Genomic DNA, 16,983 nt, shown 5'->3' on the forward strand with positions numbered 1-16,983 from the left:
AGGGATTATGGAATACTTTGTGCTTTCTCAAAAAGAAGAGCCCGGTTGCCCGGTCGGATTCTTGCAGGCGGATCTATACGATAAGTTCTATTCAGATACCAAGGACGTTGAGCATGGTTTTTTTTCGTGGTACGCGGAGAAAATTCATTACAAAACGCACACGCCTTATCCAGAAGGCATGGTGCTTATTTCAAAAGACAAGCTCTATGACTTTGATATACGTAGCATTGCCCGCTTTTATATAGTCAGTGACGAATTCATGTCTGTTTGCAGCGAGATGGATGTTGCTGTTACTGATTCGGTGCCAATCAAGGTGGTTTCCAAAGCTGGAGAAAGTATTTCATCCAGAAACTACAATGCTGTTCTTTTTGAGGAACTGGATGCGCGCTCGCAAACTGACCCGGCATCGACTTTTATAGAGGAGGATGGGTTGATTTTCAGATTCAAAAAGCTTGTATTGCCAGCAGGCTTTAATCGGAATCTGTTCAAGTTCAAGGGGCTGATTTCAGGTAGTAATACGCTTATCTGTTCCAGTGAGTTCAAGAAGCTCGCGGAGGGGATCAAAGGGGTGAACTTCACTCCTCTGAAGGATGTGATCTGGTCGGGCGTGAGACCTATTTGACTGCGAGCACAGAGTTTATGAATTTTTATGTGCTTTCACAGAAAGAGGAGCAAGGCTGTCCTGCCGGGATTTTACGTGCTGATCTTTTCGACAGATATTATTCCTGCACAAGAGATGTTGAATTTGGTTTTTTTCCCTGGTACGCGGAAAGGGGGAAGCCCGGGCCGCGTACCCCCTTTCCGGAGGGCATGGTTTTAATTTCCAAAGATGAAAACTATGAATTCGATATTCGAAGCGTTTCGAAATTTTTTTATGTGGTGAGTGACGAATTTTTAGCCGCCTGCAATAGCTTCAACGTGAATGTGGTTGATAGCGTCAGGATTGACGTGCTTTCGGAGGGCGGAAAACGCACTTCCTCAAAACATTACAATGCTGTGTTGTTCGATGAGTTGGATGTACGGACAAACTGCGATCCAGCCTCTACGTTTGTAGAGGAAAAGGGCAGGCCAATCAGGTTCAAAAAATTAATTCTCGGTGATGATTGGAAATTCGATCTTTTCAAGTACGGGAGACAGGTGTCAGGAAGTGATAGTCTGATCTGTTCTCAGGCGTTCAGGGATGCGGCAATCGATTTCAAGGGTATTGATTTTACCTCGTTGGAAACAGTTGTGTGGTCCGGGGTTAGGCGAATATGAACGATACAAAGCTGAGTTTTCGCATAGCCGACAAAACCAACCCTGTTCATATTAAGGTATTTGCAGGCAGCCACTCTGATGGTCCGGTATACGAGGAGCTCCCGGCTCGTCATGTAGGCGCGACAGCCTATGAACTGCTGTCCTCACCCGGGCTGGCGCTGAATATGGCTCGCGGAGACGTCATATCGATCAAAAACAAAAACACCCATGCGGTGGTGCTTGAACGAGGTGGTAACTTTTGCATTCACATCTACGCCGATTCCATTCGTGCTGCGGATATCGCTGAGCTGGAAGTCGATGTGCTGCGTGAACTGGGTGGAACGCTGGACGGCGTGTTTGAGGGCAATCTTTCGTTGGCTGTTCCAGCGAGCAACGGGATGAACAAGATCAACGAGGTTTTTGACCGATTTCGCGATAGAACCGGGATTCAATGGTATTACGCCAACATCTATCAGAACCTGGATGACGATGATGACGAGACGCTGTTGAACTGGTGGCTCGAAGGCTGACGACCCTGAACCCACAATCGAATGGAATCGGATCAACAAACAAGGAGTGGCTGTGAGCGAACATGAGCGGGTTTATCCCAGTGCTGCGCAGAACGTGATCTGTGAAAAATACGGGATGTCTGTGCTTCCTCCCGAGGAAATGGTCGCTATCGCCATCGAGTCGCTAGGGAACACACCCATTTATGGCACACGCGTTTGTTTGCCGGATGGGGGGAATGTCAGCTGGTTCATCCACGGCGGCACGCATTCAGCGGCGATTGATTTTTACCAGCCGGTTTGTATTGAACACTTACCCGAAATGCTTCCGCTGGTGATGAAATATCTGTGTTTACCCACGGGCGCCAAATTCATCATCGATACCCAAGGGTACGAAGACGTCTGGATGGCTGAGTAACTTGGTCAAAGGAGTGACAACATGAAAGACGCAATTCGCCTCGGCGACTCCACCACCCACGGTGGCAAGGTGCTCGAAGCCTTCTCCCAAACCAACCTCAACGGCAAGCCGATTGCCGGGGTCGGTCACAAGGTCAGTTGCCCATTGTGCAAAGGGGTATTCCCGATTGCCGAGGGCAGCAGCACCTACACCGTCGATGGCACACCCATTGCGCTGGACGGTATGAAAACAGCCTGTGGGGCGGCGCTGATTGCCAGCGGGCCCAAAGGGGCCGTTGTCAGTTAAATCCATATTTGCACATTGATTGCCATCTCCATGACGCGGCCTTTTCGGCGCGTCATTTCAACAAGACTTGCTTCAACCAAAACATGCTTCACCCAAAACAGAGTTCAAAACTCTCCAACATTTAAAGGAATAAATATGAAAACCGCTTCTTTGATTCTCGCCATGGCAGCCGCTTTTGGCACCAGCATGCTCGCCCACGCCGAAGGGCAAGACGCCGCCACCCTGAAAGGGATATACGACAACGGCCGCAACATGTCAGGTCTGATTAAAAGCTGTGTCGACAAGGGGTTCCTGAAAGCAGATAGCACCGAGAACGCCAATAAGATGGTTGCATTCGTTGGCAACATGCCTGGCGATTTCGACAAGCGTGACGGCGACAAAAACGAACAGTTTGGCCGTAAAGGCGAAGTGTTCACGGATGGGGAATACAAGAGCCTGGAAAGCAACCTGCCGCCGAACCTCACCCTTAAACAATGGTGCGAACAGGCCGATCAAGGCATGCGCGAAGGGTTGAAGCGCGTCGGTCTGTAGCAGTCAGCCGATTCAGGACCGACGGTAACGGCAAGCCGATTGCCGCGGTCGGTCCTGAGGTCAGTGGAGCCCCCTCGATAGACAGACCTAAGCTAATGCAAAAAAGATATTTGTTCGGAGTTTTATATATCGTTTAGTTTTGATTCACAGACGAATCAAAGCATCAAACCGACAGACCCCCGATTGCCATGACGGCACACGCTGAATCGATCACAGGCTCTTCAGGTTTGATTCACACGGGAGTGAATCATGCCGCACACCTCAGACATCACCGCATTACCCATCCTCGACTTGTCCCTGCTCGACGGTACGCCGCAGCAGCGCCAGACCTTTCTCGATGACTTGCGCCACGCCGCGCGCGACGTCGGTTTTTTCTACCTGACCGGTCATGGCATCGACGCTGGTCTGCTCCAGCAAGTGCAAGACCACGCCCGCCAATTCTTCGCTTTGCCTGACAGCGAGAAAACCGCCGTCGGCATGGTCAACTCCCCGCACTTTCGCGGTTACAACCGCGCCGCTTCGGAGATCACTCGCGGCCAGCCCGATCAGCGTGAACAGTTCGATCTGGGCGCCGAGCGTGAGGTCTTGCCGTTGACGCCCGACAGTCCGTTGTGGGCGCGCCTGCAAGGCCCCAATCAATGGCCGCAGGCATTGCCGCAACTCAAACCGTTGCTGCTCGATTGGCAGCAAGCCATGACCCAAATGTCTTTGCGCCTGTTGCGCGCTTTTGCCAAGGCGCTCGCGCTTCCGGAAGACGCCTTCGACCAGTTGTACGGCGATAAACCCAACGAACATATCAAGTTGATTCGCTATCCCGGGCAGCCCTCGAAGGCGAGCAATCAGGGCGTCGGCGCGCACAAGGATTCGGGTTTCCTCAGCTTCCTGCTGCAAGACCAGCAGGCCGGTCTGCAAGTGGAAATCGAAGAAGGTCGCTGGATCGATGCGTTACCACGGGACAATACCCTGGTGGTCAACATCGGCGAATTGCTGGAGCTGGCCACCAACGGTTATCTGCGCGCCACGGTGCATCGCGTGGTCTCGCCGCCGGCAGGCAGTGAACGGTTGTCCATCGCGTTTTTCCTTGGCGCGCAACTCGACGCGGTGGTGCCGCTGTACCCGTTGCCGGCGGTGTTGCTGCGCGAAGCGCGGGGGCCGGCGAGTGATCCGCTCAATCCGTTGTTCCGTGACGTCGGCTGGAATTACCTCAAGGGCCGACTGCGCTCCCATCCCGATGTCGCGCAGCGCTTCTATGCCGATGCGTCGAATACCCGGACACCGCTTCGCAAGACCGCCAACGCCTGATCCATCACTCGCAAAAGGACTCTTCCCATGTTGAAAAAAGCAGGCTTGACCCTGGCCGTTCTCGGCGCGCTGGTGGCTTCGTTTGGCGCTCAGGCGCTGGAACCGTTGCGCGTTGCCGCCGACCCGGTGCCACACGCACAGATCCTGGCCTACATCCAGAAAATCGATCCGCAACTGAACCTCAAGGTGATCGAAATCCCTCAGGGCGTGAACTCCAACGAGTTGCTGGTTCACGGCGATGTGGACGCCAATTACTTCCAGCATCTGCCGTATCTGCAATCCCAGGAAAAAGCCCTCGGCGAGAAACTTGCGGTGGCCGCGACGGTGCACATCGAACCGCTGGGCATCTACTCACATCGCCACAAAACCTTCGCCCAAGTGCCGGACAAAGGCACCGTCGCCGTACCGAACAACGTCACCAACCTGAGCCGTGCGCTGTACCTGTTGCAGGACAACGGCCTGATCAAGCTCAAGCCCGGTTTCAATGACCCGGCGGCGGATCAGGCAACGCCCAAGGACATCGCCGAAAACCCGAAACACCTGAAGATCCTCGAAATCGAATCGCCGCAACTGCCTCGTGCGCTGGACGATGTGGACCTGGCGGTGATCAACGGTAACTACGCGCTGGAGGCCGGTCTGGTGCCGGCCAAGGATGCGCTGGGCCTGGAGAAAGCCGAGCACAACCCTTACGCCAACATTCTGGTGACCACGCCGAAACTGGAAAACGATCCGCGCATTCAACAACTGGCCAAGGACCTGACTTCGCCGCAAGTCGCCAAATACATCGCCGAGAACTTCAAGGGCTCGGTGATCCCGGTGGCGGACGCCAAGCCATGATCCTCGTCGAGCAGTTGAGCAAGACTTACCCGTCAGCGCCGACACCGGCGCTGGATCAGGTATCGCTGAGTATTCCCGATGGTGCGATCTACGGGATTCTCGGGCGCAGCGGCGCGGGCAAGTCGACGCTGTTGCGCTGTCTCAATCTGCTCGAACGCCCGGACTTCGGGCGGATTCTGCTGGACGGCGAAGACCTCACGGCGCTGTCCGACGGTGAGCTGCGCCGGCAACGTCAGCGCATCGGCATGATCTTTCAGGGCTTCAATCTGCTGCATTCGCGCAACGTGTTCGACAACGTCGCAGTGCCGCTGGAAATCGCCAAAGTCGCCAAACCACAGCGTCATGAACGGGTTCGGGAGCTTCTGGATCTGGTGGGCCTGAGCGACAAGGCTGGAGCATTCCCGTCGCAACTGTCCGGCGGGCAGAAGCAGCGGGTGGGCATCGCCCGGGCCTTGGCGGCGCGTCCGGCGTATCTGCTATCGGACGAAGCCACCAGCGCCCTCGACCCGGAAACCACCGCGTCGATTCTGGAGCTGTTGCGCGATATCAACCAGCAGTTGGGTTTGACCATTGTGCTGATCACCCACGAGCTGGACGTGGTCAAGTCGATCTGCGATCACGCTGCGTCCATGGCCAACGGAAGATTGGTGGAGGCGGGGCCGGTCGCCAGATTGCTGGCGACTCCGGATTCCGCGCTCGGCAGCTCGCTGCGGCCCAGTTGCGGTTTGCCGCTGGGGCACGACACACCGGGGCTGAGTTTTCTGCGGCAATACGGTGTACGGGCGGCCCACTCATGAACCGTACCGTCGACTGGAATGAAATCTTGCAACTGGTGCTCAACGCCACCGGCGAGACCCTGTACATGGTGCTGCTCGCCGGGCTGTTCACCTTGCTGATCGGTTTGCCGCTGGGGGTGTTGCTGTTCATCAGTCGCCGTCAGGGTCTGTATCCGTTGCCCCGGATCAATCAGGCATTGGGCGCGGTGATCAACCTCGGTCGGTCGCTGCCGTTCGTGGTGATGCTGATTGCCCTGATCCCGCTGACCCGGCTGGTGGTCGGCACCACGTTGGGCAGCACGGCCGCCGTGGTACCGATCACTATTGGAGCTTTTCCGTTTTTTGCGCGGATCGTCGAAAACGCCCTGGACGAAGTTGAAAAGGGCCGGATCGAAGCGATCCTCGCCATGGGGGGCGACATCCGTCATGTGATTTTCAAAGTGCTGTTGCCCGAGGCGCTGCCAGCCTTGCTGGCGGGCGTCACCCTGACGCTGGTGATGCTGATCGGTTTTTCCTCCATGGCAGGAGTGATCGGTGGCGGCGGACTGGGCGATCTGGCGATCCGCTACGGCTATCAACGGTTCAACAACGAAGTGATGGTCGCCACCGTCGTGGTGCTGGTCATCCTCGTCCAGGGCGTGCAGAGCCTGGGCGATCGGCTGGTGCGATCGCTGGCTCATCGACGTTGAAGGTCGGTTGCAGGCTTACTTTTTGATGGGCGTGACGAGCACCGTTTCGTCGGTGTCGAGGACGAATACCGCCAGCAGGCGTGCAGGCTGGGTATCGCTGGCGTTGGCACTCACCAGGTGCACGGAGCCCGGTTCCTCGACGAAGTTTTCGCCGACGTGGTAGATCTTTTCCGGCTCGCCTTTGACTTTGATGCGGAACGAGCCTTCCAGAACCGTGGCGTAGATAAAGGCAGTTTTCGGATGAGTATGGGACGGCGATGCCGCTCCCGGCCCGTATTCGACCACCACACCTCTCATGCTCTTGCCGGGGATGTTGGGAATCGGCCGATCAAAGACCACCGAGACCTTGCCGGCGGGTGGCTCGGCGGCCGACGCGGCGCTGATCGACAGCGCTGCGAATACGGCAGTCAGTAAAAATCGGATGACCATGTTTTTTCTCCTTGGCAAAAAGGGAAGGGAATGGCGCGAATGACTATCGCGCGGTCGACCGAGTGATCCAGTCTTCAAAACGGATGGCACCCAGGCGCGAGTGCTTGCCGGTGACCAGCGATTGATCGTCGAGCAGCGTCCCGTAGTAGCGTGCGTGCACGTCCGGTACGACCTTGCGGTTGTCCTGGCTCGCCTGCAGGAAGCGTCGGACCAGTTCGTCCAGCGGCAGCGCTTCGGGCCCTCCGACATCCACTGAGCCGTTGAGCGGGGCGGCCAGGACGACGTCTGCCAGCGCCGCCACCACGTCGCCAGAAGCAATCGGCTGAATCAGCGCTGGTGGCACACGAAGTTCATCGGCGACGGCAAAGGATTCAGCGATGCCACCGACAAATTCGAAAAACTGCGTGGCCCGCAGGATCGAGTAAGGCATGCCGGATGCCTTGATCAGGTTTTCCTGGGCCACCTTGGCGCGCATATAGCCGGCCTCGGGCAAGCGTTCACACCCGACAATCGACAGCGCTACGTGATGGTGCACCCCGGCAGCTGCCTCGGCCGCCAGCAGGTTACGGCACGAGGTTTCGAAGAAGTCGAGGACGGCCTGATCCTCCCACGACGGAGCATTGGCCACGTCGACCACGACATCGGTGCCGTCCATGGCGGCCGCCAGACCTTCGCGGGTGATGCTGTTGACGCCCGTGCTGGGGCTGGCGGCGAGCACGTCATGGCCGCGTTCGCGAAGAAGGTTCACCAGTTTCGAGCCGATGAGGCCGGAGCCTCCGATAACGACGATCTTCATGGGGTCTCTCCTCGATGACGCCAACCATTGGCGTCGTTGGAATGGAGAGTGCCGGTGCAGGGGAGAGAAGTCCTTGTGGCGACCTTGGGTTTGCCTTGTCGAACCCTTGCATTTTTGTCCAGCCAGCGCCCCGGAATGGACGCAGTGGCGTGTTCAAGTCAGGCGTATTATCGTTCTCGACTTCTCACCATCTGCCGCCCGGGACACGGAGTTGAAGGCGCGTCGCCAAGGGACGTTCGCTGTGCCATTCACGTTTGAAGACTATGTACTGGATCAGGAACGTCGCGAGCTGACCTTGCGCGGGCAGGTCGTGGCCGTCGGCCCGCAGGTCTTCGATCTGTTGCTGCTGTTCGTCAACAACCCCGAACGCGTGCTGAGCAAGGACGAATTGCTCGGCACGGTATGGAGCGGTCGCATCGTTTCCGAGTCGACGATCACCAGCCACATCAACGCCGTGCGCAAGGCTATCGGTGATACCGGCGAGGAACAGCGTCTGCTGCGCACGGTCGCCCGCAAGGGCTATCGTTTCATTGGCCAAGTCAGTTCCGATATGACCGAGCCGGTGCCTGACACCGACGAGGGCTCAACTGCATCTCCCCGCGTATTGGCGCTGCCGGACAAACCCTCGATCACCGTCCTGCCTTTCTACAATCTGAGCGGCGATCCCGAACAGGATTACTTTGCCGACGGTGTCGTGGAGGACATCATCGCGGCGTTGTCGCGTCTGCGCTGGCTGTTCGTCATCGCACGCAATTCGAGCTTCACGTTCAAGGGGCGCACGGTAGATGCCCAAGGAGTCGGGCAGGAACTGGGCGTGCGCTATGTGCTGGAAGGCAGTGTGCGCAAATGCGGAAATCGGGTGCGCATCACCGGGCAACTGATCGACGCCACGAGCGGGGCACACATCTGGGCCGAGCGTTTCGAAGGCACCCTCGACGACATCTTCAAGCTGCAGGATCAAATCACCGAAAGTGTCGTCGGGGCCATCGCGCCACAACTGGAGCGCGCGGAGATCGAGCGCGCCAAACGCAAACCGACGGAAAGCCTCGACGCCTACGATTACTACTTGCGCGCCATGGCAAAGCTGCACAGCGGCACCCAGGAGGCCATCGAGCAGGCGCTGCCGATGTTCTACAAGACCCTCGAACTCGATCCGGAATTCGCTTCCGCCTATGGCATGGCCGCCTGGTGTCACTTCTGGCGCAAGCTCAATGGCTGGATGACGGATCGGCCGGCCGAGATCGCCGAAGGCATTCGACTGGCGCGTCTGGCGGTCACGTTGGGGCGCGATGATGCCGTGGCGTTGACGCGCGGCGGACATGCGCTTGCGCACCTGGCCGGTGATGTGGATGCCGGTATCGCCTTGCTCGATCGCGCGCGCCTGCTCAATCCCAATCTCGCACCCGCGTGGTTTCTTGGCGGAATTCTGCGTGCGCTTCGCGGTGAAACCGCGTCCGCCATCAAGGACTTGAACCATGCTGCGCGCTTGAGCCCGCTGGATCCGGAAATGTTCAGAATGCACGTCGGCATGGCCCTCGCGCATTACTTCGCCGGGGACTTCGAGGCCTCGGCAGATTTCGCCGAAAAAGCCTTGGGTAACCTGCCCACGCTGTTGGTGGCGGCGGCGCTGGTGGCGGCCAGTCATGCGCTGGGCGGGCGTCCGGATAAAGCCCGCTGGGCGATGCAGCGTTTGCAGACGCTGAATCCGGCGTTGCGCCTTGGCCACCTCAAGGACTGGCTGCCGATTCAACGGCCCGAGGATTTTGCCCGGTTCATTGAAGGGCTTCGACTCGCGGGGTTGCCGGAGTGATGGCTCGAGTGCACCTGCTCCGATCTCGCGGACATGCACGGCGGTACCGGGCCTAAGCTAATACCAAAACGGTATTTGTTTGTTGTTTTTAAGATCGTTTAGCTTTTACTGACTCACCAATCAGACTTTCAAACAATAGAACCCTCGATTGCCATGACGGCACGCGCTGAATCGATCAAAGGCTCTGCAGAATTTTCTTGCTGATGGGCGCCACACACTGGCCCATCGACTTTAAGGATTTGTATGAGTGCGCCTGTCGCCGTGGCCTCCGAGCCGCTGATTCGTGTACGTGAACTGAGCAAGACCTTCGGCTCGAACCGTGCGCTGGATCGGGTCAGCCTGGAGATTTATCCCGCCGAAGTGGTTGCGTTGCTGGGTGCCAACGGCGCGGGCAAGTCGACGCTGGTGAAGATCCTCGCCGGCAGCCAGTCCCATGAGGGTGGCGAGATCCGGATTGATGGCCAGCCCCGGCATTTCAGTTCGCCGCTGTCGGCGCGCCGCTTCGGCATTGTCGCGGTCCATCAGCAGATCAACGAAGGCATCGCGCCCGGATTGAGCGTGGCGGAAAACCTGCTGCTCGATGAACTGTGCCGCCCCGACGCCGACTTCTGGCTCAATCGCAAACGCCTGCTGGAGCGCGCCGCAAGCATCGCCGCCGGCCTCGGTCTGGTGCTGCCGCTGGAACAACCGATCGAACACCTCGGCCAGGCTGAACGGCAACTGGTGGTGCTGGCCCGCGCCTTCGCGTTGCAACCACGGTTGCTGATTCTCGACGAACCGACAGCAGCGCTCTCGGATGCCGAAGCACAGCGCCTGTTCGGCCTGATCGACACGCTGCGCAGCCGGGGCGTGGCGATCGTTTATATCTCCCATCGCCTGTCGGATCTGCAACGGGTGGCGGATCGCGCCATCGTCCTGCGTGACGGGCAACTGGCCGGTGAATTCAGTGCCCGGCAACTGCCTCAGGCGCTGGAAGCCATGCTCGGTCAGGCGCTGGAGGCGCATGTCTATACGCCGAGAGCGGCGGGGCGCGAAGTGCTGAAGCTGCACGACGTGAAACTGCTGCCACGCACCCGAGCCTTCGATCTGACCCTGCATGAAGGCGAAGTCGTGGTGCTGACCGGATTGCTCGGTGCCGGTAAAAGCGAGATCGCCGAAGTGCTGTTCGGTCTGCGCAAACCCTTGTTCGGATCATTGCAACTGGATGGCGCCGACTGGCAACCGGGCTCGCCCCGTGAGGCGATCCAGAGCGGCGTGTTCTTCGCCGCCGAGGATCGCGCGAGCCAATCGTTGGTGCCGGACTTTTCATTGCGCCGAACCCTGACCCTGCCATTTCTCGAACGCTTCACCCGTGGCGGTTTCATTCGTAACCGAGCCGAAGCGGCAGCGGTGGAGGCGCAAACCGCGGCGCTGGGGATCAAGACCGTCGGCATCGATGTGCCGATGAGCGCACTGTCCGGCGGCAATCAGCAGAAAGTCGTGCTCGGCCGCTGGCTGCTCGGCGAGGGCAGGGTGTTGATCCTTGATGAGCCCTTTCAAGGCGTTGATGTGCGTGCCCGACGCGAGATCGGTCAGTTGCTGCGCGATAGCGCCGATGGTCGTGCCACGCTGGTGATCTGTGCGGATGTCGATGAAGCCCTGGAAATCGCCGACCGGATCCTGCTGGTACGCGATCACGCCGTGGTGGCCGAGTACCCGCGTGCCGGGCTGGATCGCGCCACCCTGGTCGCCGCGCTGGCCGGCACTGATCCAGAAAATTCTTTTGTTCAAGCCGCGCCAAGGAGTAGAGCGAGTGCCTGATTCGAGTTCCCTGTTGTCATCCGCCCCGGCGCCGTCCGAGCGCTTCGTGCAAGCGTTGATTCGCTACGGCCTGCTGTGGGTGCTGGCGTTGATCGTGGTGTTTTTCAGTGTCGCTGAACCAGCGTTCCTGCGGGTCGGCAACCTGTTCAGCATCTTGCAGTCGGTGTCGATTGTCGCGCTGCTGGCGTTGGGTGTGACCCTGACCATGGCTGTCGGCGGGCTGGATCTGTCCATCGGTGCGGTGGCGGCCATGAGCCTGATGATCGCCAGTTACGTGATGGTGGTGCTCGGTTGGGGCGCGGTGCCGGCGGTGCTGATCAGCCTCGCGGGTGGCGCGCTGGTCGGGCTGCTCAACGGCTGGCTGATCGTGAAGATGCGCGTGCCGGACATTCTCGCAACGCTCGGCAGCATGTTCCTGGTGATCGGTGTGCAGCTGATTCCCACGGGCGGGCGCTCGATTGCGGTGGGCATGACCCTACCCAATGGCGACGAAGCCGAAGGCACGTTCAGTGCGCTGTTTCTTGCACTTGGGCGCGGGCGGCTGTGGGACGTCGTGCCGATTCCGGTGTTGATCACCGCAGTTGTCGCGGTGGCGGTGTGGCTGTTTCTCGAACGCACGCGCATCGGTCGGTTGTTCTATGCGATTGGCGGCAACGAGCAGGCGGCGCGTCTGGCCGGTGCGCCGGTGCAGCGCTTCAAGCTGCTCGCTTATGTGCTCTCGGCGCTGCTGGCGTCGCTCGGCGGATTGTTGTTGGCGGCGCGCCTGGGGCGCGGCGATGTCAGCTCCGGCAACGGTCTGGTGCTGGATGCGCTGGGTGCTGCGCTGATCGGTTTTGCCGTGCTCGGGGCGAAGAAGCCCAACGCGTTCGGCACGCTGGTCGGTGCGCTGCTGGTGGCCTCGTTGCTCAACGGCCTGACCATGTTCAACGCGCCGTATTACGCGCAGGATTTCGTCAAGGGACTGGTGCTGGTGCTGGCCCTGATGTTCACCTTCGGCCTCGCGCATCGGGCGCGCTGAGCCGGTTCATTGAAGCTTCAAGGAAAGATCCATGCACGGTTCAATCAAGCAGTTCGCACGCCATTGTCTCGCTGGTGCCTTGCTCTCGGCACTGGCGCTCAATGCCCATGCCAAAGCCCTGCCGGGGGCGCCGGCACCGTTCGACAAAGGTCAGGTACAGATCGCGCTGGTGGGTTATCTGTTCTCCGGGGATTTCCCCGAAGCCTACCTGCGCGGCGTCGAGAAACAGACCGAAGCGCTGGGCGCCAACCTGCGGGTGTTCGACGCCCGGCAACAGGCGGCCAGCCAGGGCGAAATGATCGATCAGGCCGCCGACCTCGGCGTCGACGGGATCATCGTGCAACTGGGCCTGGCGGAAACCCTCAAGGGGCCGATTGACCGGGCGCTCGCCAAAGGCATCAAGGTCGTTGCGTTCGACGTAGACCTGAACACACCGCAAGTGACCCAGGTCGAGCAGGACCACCACGCGCTGGCGCGTCTGGCGCTGGATCAAGCGGTCAAGGACAACGGCACTCGCTTCGACGCCGGGTATGTCTACATCAGCGGTTTCACACCGATGGAACGCCGCGACGAGATCTGGAGCCAGGTCAAGGCGAGCAATCCGGGGATCATCGAGAAGGCCCGTTTTGGCACGCTCAATCCGCCGATTGCCAACTCGGTGGCCGATCAGGCCAGCGCCGTGCTGCGGGCCAATCCGGGAATCAGCGTGATCTTCGCGCCGTTCGACGAGTTCGCCAAAGGCGCGAAAATCGCCGTGGACGAGGCGGGTCTGAGCAGCAAAGTGAAGATCTACAGCGCCGATATTTCCACCGCCGACATCCAGATCATGAAAGAGCCGGGCAGTGCCTGGGCCGCGACGGCAGCGGTCAATCCGCAAGTGGCCGGCGCGATCAGCGTGCGCAGTCTCGCGTTGCTGATCGCCGGGGAAAACCCGGGGAACAAGGTGCTGGTACCGCCGACATTGATCACCCGCCAGCAACTGCTGGATCTGGACGTGAAGAACGTGCGGGATCTGGGGCAGAAACTGCCGTCCTTCGGTGATACCGCCAATGTGGCTCGGGCACCGTGGATTCCCGTGGCGAACTGAGGAGCCGACATGCACGACAAGGCTGCGCGCCTGCGCAAGAGCCGTTCGCCGCAAGCCGATGTGGCGCTGGGCGAACGGCTGCCACCGGGGCAGGTGCTGACGGAGCGTTTCCCGATCCTGCACGAAGGCGAGGTGCCGGCGTATGACCTGGCGACGTGGTCGCTGCGCCTGTTCGGCACCTTGGCAAACCCGGTCGAGCTGACCTACGCCGATCTGCAAGCGCTGCCGCAATGCTCGTTGCAATGCGACATTCATTGCGTGACACGCTGGTCGAAGTTCGACACCCGCTGGAGCGGGGTGCACCTGCAGGATCTGTTGCAGGCCCTGGACATCCGGCCGACGTCGTCCTTCGTCATGGCCCACGCCGATCACGATTACCAGACCAACCTGCGTCTCGATGACCTGCTGCACCCGGACAGCCTGCTGGCCACCCATTACGACGGTCAGCCGCTGACTGCGCAACATGGTTGGCCGCTACGTCTGGTGGTGGCAGGTAGGTACTTCTGGAAGAGCGCGAAATGGCTGCGCGGGCTCGAATTCGTCGATCAGGAACAACCGGGCTTCTGGGAGCGCAACGGCTTTCATTTGCACGCCGATCCGTTCATTGAACAGCGCTTCAGCGGTGATGCGCTGGACATAGCCGAAGATGCCTGGCGGGAAAAGGATTTCGACTGACGGCATTTAACTTCGCGGCGGAAAAAACACAGATTAATAACGTGCTCTACAACAGCGTGGAGTTCGTTCTTGTGCGTAATTAGTTGCCCGTTAGTTGGCTGTTCATGTTGTTGCGTAAACACAAGTGTTGCTCAGGCAACACTCCGTTCGTCGGGCATAACCTAAGCGTTATTGGTTCTTTTGCGGCAGGCGACTGCTCGTCTAGGATCGGTAAACAGGGGGTTCTACTAACTTTGGGGTTCTTGCGCTCTAACAGTTGATAGTTGTTCGACACACTTCGCTGCCTTTCTGAACATCAAAACTACAGCAGAAATTACCGTGCACTGATTGCCGACGCTTAATGATTCGGCAGCGGCCGGTTATTAACTGCGATTCAAGGAGCTGTCACATGATTCACCGTTCGCGTTCATTACTCGCCATCGCTGTTGTCAGTGCAATCTGGCAACTTCCTGCGCAAGCCGAAGAGACTTCCGCGCGCGCCGACGATGACACACGGCTGGGTACCGTGCTGGTCACCGGCACCCGTGGCACCGCCCGGACGGTGCTGGATTCACCAGTGCCGGTGGATGTGCTGACCGCCGAAGACCTGAAGACCGCCGGCGCCAGTGACGGCGAGTTGGGTCAGGCGTTGCAGACGCTGTTGCCGTCGTTCAGTTTTCCGCGTCAATCCAACTCCGGCGGTGCCGACCATGTGCGTGCCGCACAGTTGCGTGGCATGAGCCCGGATCAGGTGCTGGTGCTGGTCAACGGCAAGCGTCGGCACACCTCGGCGGTGGTCAATGACTCGTCGAAAATCGGTCGCGGCACGGCGCCGGTGGATTTCAACTCGATCCCGATCAGCGCCATCAAACGCATCGAAGTGCTGCGTGACGGCGCGGGTGCGCAGTACGGCTCCGACGCGATTGCCGGGGTGATCAACATCATCCTCGACGACGCCCCCGAGGGCGGTGAAGTGTCCACCAGTTACGGCGCCTACCACACCCATCAGGACGCCATCGGCAAAACCACCACCGACGGCCAGAACAGCGTGACCACTGCGAAGATCGGCACACGCCTGGGCGAAGAGGGCGGTTTCATTCGCGGCGGTACCGAGTACAAGAATCGCAACCCGACCAACCGCGCCGGTTACGACGGTTTTGCCGACACACCGAACCAGCGCAACTATGTGATGGGCGATGGCATCGCACGGGACGTCAATCTCTGGTTCAACAGCGAATTGCCGCTGGCCGGCGGCAAGGCTTATTCGTTCGGCACCTACAACCAACGGCACACTACAGGCGCCGAGTTTTATCGCTATCCATCCGAGCAGCCGCAGTTCTACCCCAACGGTTATTTGCCGCAGTCGATCGGCGACAACAAGGACATCTCCGCCACGGCCGGTTTCAAAGGGCTGATCGGTGACGACTGGGATTTCGACAGCAGCATCACCCACGGTCGCAACCGTTTCGACGGTGCCACCCGGCGCACCCTCAACGTCAGCCTCGGCGAGGACTCGCCAACCCGGTTCGACACCGGCGATTACGAGTTGCGCCAGACCACCGCCAACCTCGATTTCAGCCGTGAACTGCGCCTGGGCGGACGCTCCTTCGTCCTTGCGCTCGGCAGTGAATACCGCTACGAAAACTACCTGACCTACGCCGGTGACGAGGCCTCTTACATCGGCTCCGGTGCAGACGGCGCCAACGGTTTGCGCCCGAGTGAAGAGTCGGACCTGGACCGCAACGTGTTCGGCACCTACGCCGAATTGTCCGGTGATCTTACCGACCGTTTCTTCGTCGACGCCGCCACGCGCTGGGAGCATTACGACGATGCCGGCAGCAAACTCACCGGCAAGCTCAGTGGTCGCTACAAGTTGACCGAGCAGTGGGCGTTGCGCGGTGCGATATCGAACAACTTCCGTGCGCCATCGCTGGCGCAAAGTGGCTTCCAGAGCACCACCAGCAACTTCGGCGACGGCGGCACGCTCACCGACATTCGCGTGCTCTCGGTCAACGACCCGATCGCCCGTGCCCTCGGTGCGCAGAAGCTCGATCCGGAAACTTCGAAGAACTACAGCCTCGGCCTGACGTTCCAGTTGAACGAACGTTTCGACGCGTCGCTCGACGTGTTCCGCATCGACGTCAAGGATCGCATCACGCTGTCGCAACGCATCGGCAGCGACGCGCTGGAAAGCTACATCAATGACAACTTCGGTGTGGCGGGCGTGCACGATGTCAACTTCTTCACCAACGCCGCCGACACCAGCACCCACGGCGCCGAACTGGTGCTCAACTATCACCAGCCGTTCTACGAAGGGCAACTGGGCCTGACCACCGCGTACACCTACAACCACACCAAAGTCACCAGCACCAAGGGCACTCCGTCGCAACTGACCGCGTTGGGGATCGGCAACGATGCACTGGTCGGCGTCGAGGAAACCAACACCCTCACCGATGCGGCACCGAAGGATCGCTTCGTGTTTTCTGCCAACTGGGCCAGCGAACATTGGGGTTTGCTCGGCCGTCTGACTCGTCAGGGCGAGACCACCCGGGTGTTCGATTTCGGCGACTCGCAGCCTGAGCAAACCTACGGCGCGGTGTGGCAACTGGATGCCGAGGTGACCTACAAATTCACCCCGAAATTCAGCGTCGCCCTGGGCGGCAACAACCTGACCGACAACTACCCGGAACGCTCCGGCTCGGCCATCAACTACGGCGGCAACCTGCCGTACGACGTGCTCTCGCCGATCGGCACCAACGGCGCTTACTACTACGCCACCGCCACCTACGGCTTCTGAGTCTTGCCGCCA

Annotated in this window: 18 protein-coding genes; 16 read left to right on the plus strand and 2 right to left on the minus strand. The window is 59.5% G+C overall.

Annotation, left to right across the window (positions count from 1 at the left end; all coding sequences use genetic code 11):
• The first annotated feature begins 7 nt into the window (after nucleotides 1-7).
• The 10 genes from IF199_RS12760 (at nucleotide 8) to IF199_RS12805 (ending at nucleotide 6,580) form a co-directional block, all read left to right on the plus strand.
• Entirely contained in the window at nucleotides 8-622 is a 615-nt protein-coding gene (locus tag IF199_RS12760) for an Imm43 family immunity protein (RefSeq protein WP_192560618.1), read from the plus strand.
• Nucleotides 619-1,257, plus strand: coding sequence for a hypothetical protein (locus tag IF199_RS12765; protein ID WP_096821616.1), 639 nt, complete (start codon nucleotides 619-621; stop codon nucleotides 1,255-1,257). The genes IF199_RS12760 and IF199_RS12765 overlap by 4 nt, the downstream gene beginning before the upstream one ends.
• Before the next feature lie 23 nt (nucleotides 1,258-1,280).
• The gene (locus tag IF199_RS12770; protein ID WP_208491909.1) at nucleotides 1,281-1,766 is read left to right on the plus strand and encodes a DUF4265 domain-containing protein; all 486 of its coding nucleotides are present in this window, start codon (nucleotides 1,281-1,283) and stop codon (nucleotides 1,764-1,766) included.
• 52 nt (nucleotides 1,767-1,818) lie between these two features.
• A complete protein-coding gene (locus tag IF199_RS12775) occupies nucleotides 1,819-2,160 on the plus strand; it encodes an immunity protein Imm33 domain-containing protein (protein WP_244142465.1) in 342 nt (113 codons plus the stop codon).
• Between the two features lie 21 nt (nucleotides 2,161-2,181).
• The gene (locus IF199_RS12780) at nucleotides 2,182-2,445 is read left to right on the plus strand and encodes a PAAR domain-containing protein (protein ID WP_169430019.1); all 264 of its coding nucleotides are present in this window, start codon (nucleotides 2,182-2,184) and stop codon (nucleotides 2,443-2,445) included.
• 135 nt (nucleotides 2,446-2,580) lie between these two features.
• Nucleotides 2,581-2,976: a hypothetical protein gene (locus tag IF199_RS12785; protein ID WP_192560619.1), complete on the plus strand. Its 396-nt coding sequence runs from the start codon at nucleotides 2,581-2,583 to the stop codon at nucleotides 2,974-2,976.
• A 249-nt stretch (nucleotides 2,977-3,225) separates the two neighbouring features.
• Nucleotides 3,226-4,278 carry an isopenicillin N synthase family dioxygenase gene (locus tag IF199_RS12790; protein ID WP_192560620.1) on the plus strand — a complete coding sequence of 351 codons (1,053 nt, stop codon included), beginning with the start codon at nucleotides 3,226-3,228 and terminating at the stop codon, nucleotides 4,276-4,278.
• 27 nt (nucleotides 4,279-4,305) lie between these two features.
• Entirely contained in the window at nucleotides 4,306-5,115 is an 810-nt protein-coding gene (locus IF199_RS12795) for a MetQ/NlpA family ABC transporter substrate-binding protein (RefSeq protein WP_192560621.1), read from the plus strand.
• A complete protein-coding gene (locus IF199_RS12800) occupies nucleotides 5,112-5,912 on the plus strand; it encodes a methionine ABC transporter ATP-binding protein (protein WP_192560622.1) in 801 nt (266 codons plus the stop codon). The genes IF199_RS12795 and IF199_RS12800 overlap by 4 nt, the downstream gene beginning before the upstream one ends.
• The gene (locus IF199_RS12805) at nucleotides 5,909-6,580 is read left to right on the plus strand and encodes a methionine ABC transporter permease (RefSeq protein ID WP_102622740.1); all 672 of its coding nucleotides are present in this window, start codon (nucleotides 5,909-5,911) and stop codon (nucleotides 6,578-6,580) included. Before IF199_RS12800 ends, IF199_RS12805 begins: the two co-directional genes overlap by 4 nt.
• 15 nt (nucleotides 6,581-6,595) lie before the next feature.
• Here IF199_RS12805 and IF199_RS12810 read toward each other — a convergent pair whose 3' ends face one another.
• Together IF199_RS12810 and IF199_RS12815 are read right to left on the minus strand one after the other, a co-directional pair.
• Nucleotides 6,596-7,009 carry a cupin domain-containing protein gene (locus IF199_RS12810; RefSeq protein WP_192560623.1) on the minus strand — a complete coding sequence of 138 codons (414 nt, stop codon included), beginning with the start codon at nucleotides 7,007-7,009 and terminating at the stop codon, nucleotides 6,596-6,598.
• 43 nt (nucleotides 7,010-7,052) lie between these two features.
• The gene (locus IF199_RS12815) at nucleotides 7,053-7,805 is read right to left on the minus strand and encodes an SDR family oxidoreductase (protein WP_192560624.1); all 753 of its coding nucleotides are present in this window, start codon (nucleotides 7,803-7,805) and stop codon (nucleotides 7,053-7,055) included.
• A 241-nt stretch (nucleotides 7,806-8,046) separates the two neighbouring features.
• Here IF199_RS12815 and IF199_RS12820 point away from each other — a divergent pair, with 241 nt between their 5' ends.
• The 6 genes from IF199_RS12820 (at nucleotide 8,047) to IF199_RS12845 (ending at nucleotide 16,971) form a co-directional block, all read left to right on the plus strand.
• The gene (locus IF199_RS12820; RefSeq protein ID WP_192560625.1) at nucleotides 8,047-9,615 is read left to right on the plus strand and encodes a winged helix-turn-helix domain-containing tetratricopeptide repeat protein; all 1,569 of its coding nucleotides are present in this window, start codon (nucleotides 8,047-8,049) and stop codon (nucleotides 9,613-9,615) included.
• Between the two features lie 243 nt (nucleotides 9,616-9,858).
• Nucleotides 9,859-11,415, plus strand: coding sequence for a sugar ABC transporter ATP-binding protein (locus IF199_RS12825; protein WP_192560626.1), 1,557 nt, complete (start codon nucleotides 9,859-9,861; stop codon nucleotides 11,413-11,415).
• The gene (locus tag IF199_RS12830) at nucleotides 11,408-12,433 is read left to right on the plus strand and encodes an ABC transporter permease (RefSeq protein ID WP_192560627.1); all 1,026 of its coding nucleotides are present in this window, start codon (nucleotides 11,408-11,410) and stop codon (nucleotides 12,431-12,433) included. Before IF199_RS12825 ends, IF199_RS12830 begins: the two co-directional genes overlap by 8 nt.
• A gap of 31 nt (nucleotides 12,434-12,464) precedes the next feature.
• Complete coding sequence (locus IF199_RS12835) at nucleotides 12,465-13,520, plus strand: substrate-binding domain-containing protein (protein ID WP_192560628.1); 1,056 nt, start codon at nucleotides 12,465-12,467, stop codon at nucleotides 13,518-13,520.
• A gap of 9 nt (nucleotides 13,521-13,529) precedes the next feature.
• Nucleotides 13,530-14,195 (plus strand): sulfite oxidase-like oxidoreductase, encoded by a 666-nt coding sequence (locus IF199_RS12840; RefSeq protein WP_192560629.1) that lies wholly within the window; start codon nucleotides 13,530-13,532, stop codon nucleotides 14,193-14,195.
• 388 nt (nucleotides 14,196-14,583) lie between these two features.
• The gene (locus IF199_RS12845) at nucleotides 14,584-16,971 is read left to right on the plus strand and encodes a TonB-dependent receptor plug domain-containing protein (protein ID WP_192560630.1); all 2,388 of its coding nucleotides are present in this window, start codon (nucleotides 14,584-14,586) and stop codon (nucleotides 16,969-16,971) included.
• The last annotated feature ends 12 nt before the right edge of the window (nucleotides 16,972-16,983 follow it).

The sequence above is a fragment of the Pseudomonas allokribbensis genome, from assembly GCF_014863605.1.
Classification (GTDB): Bacteria; Pseudomonadota; Gammaproteobacteria; order Pseudomonadales; family Pseudomonadaceae; genus Aquipseudomonas; species Aquipseudomonas allokribbensis.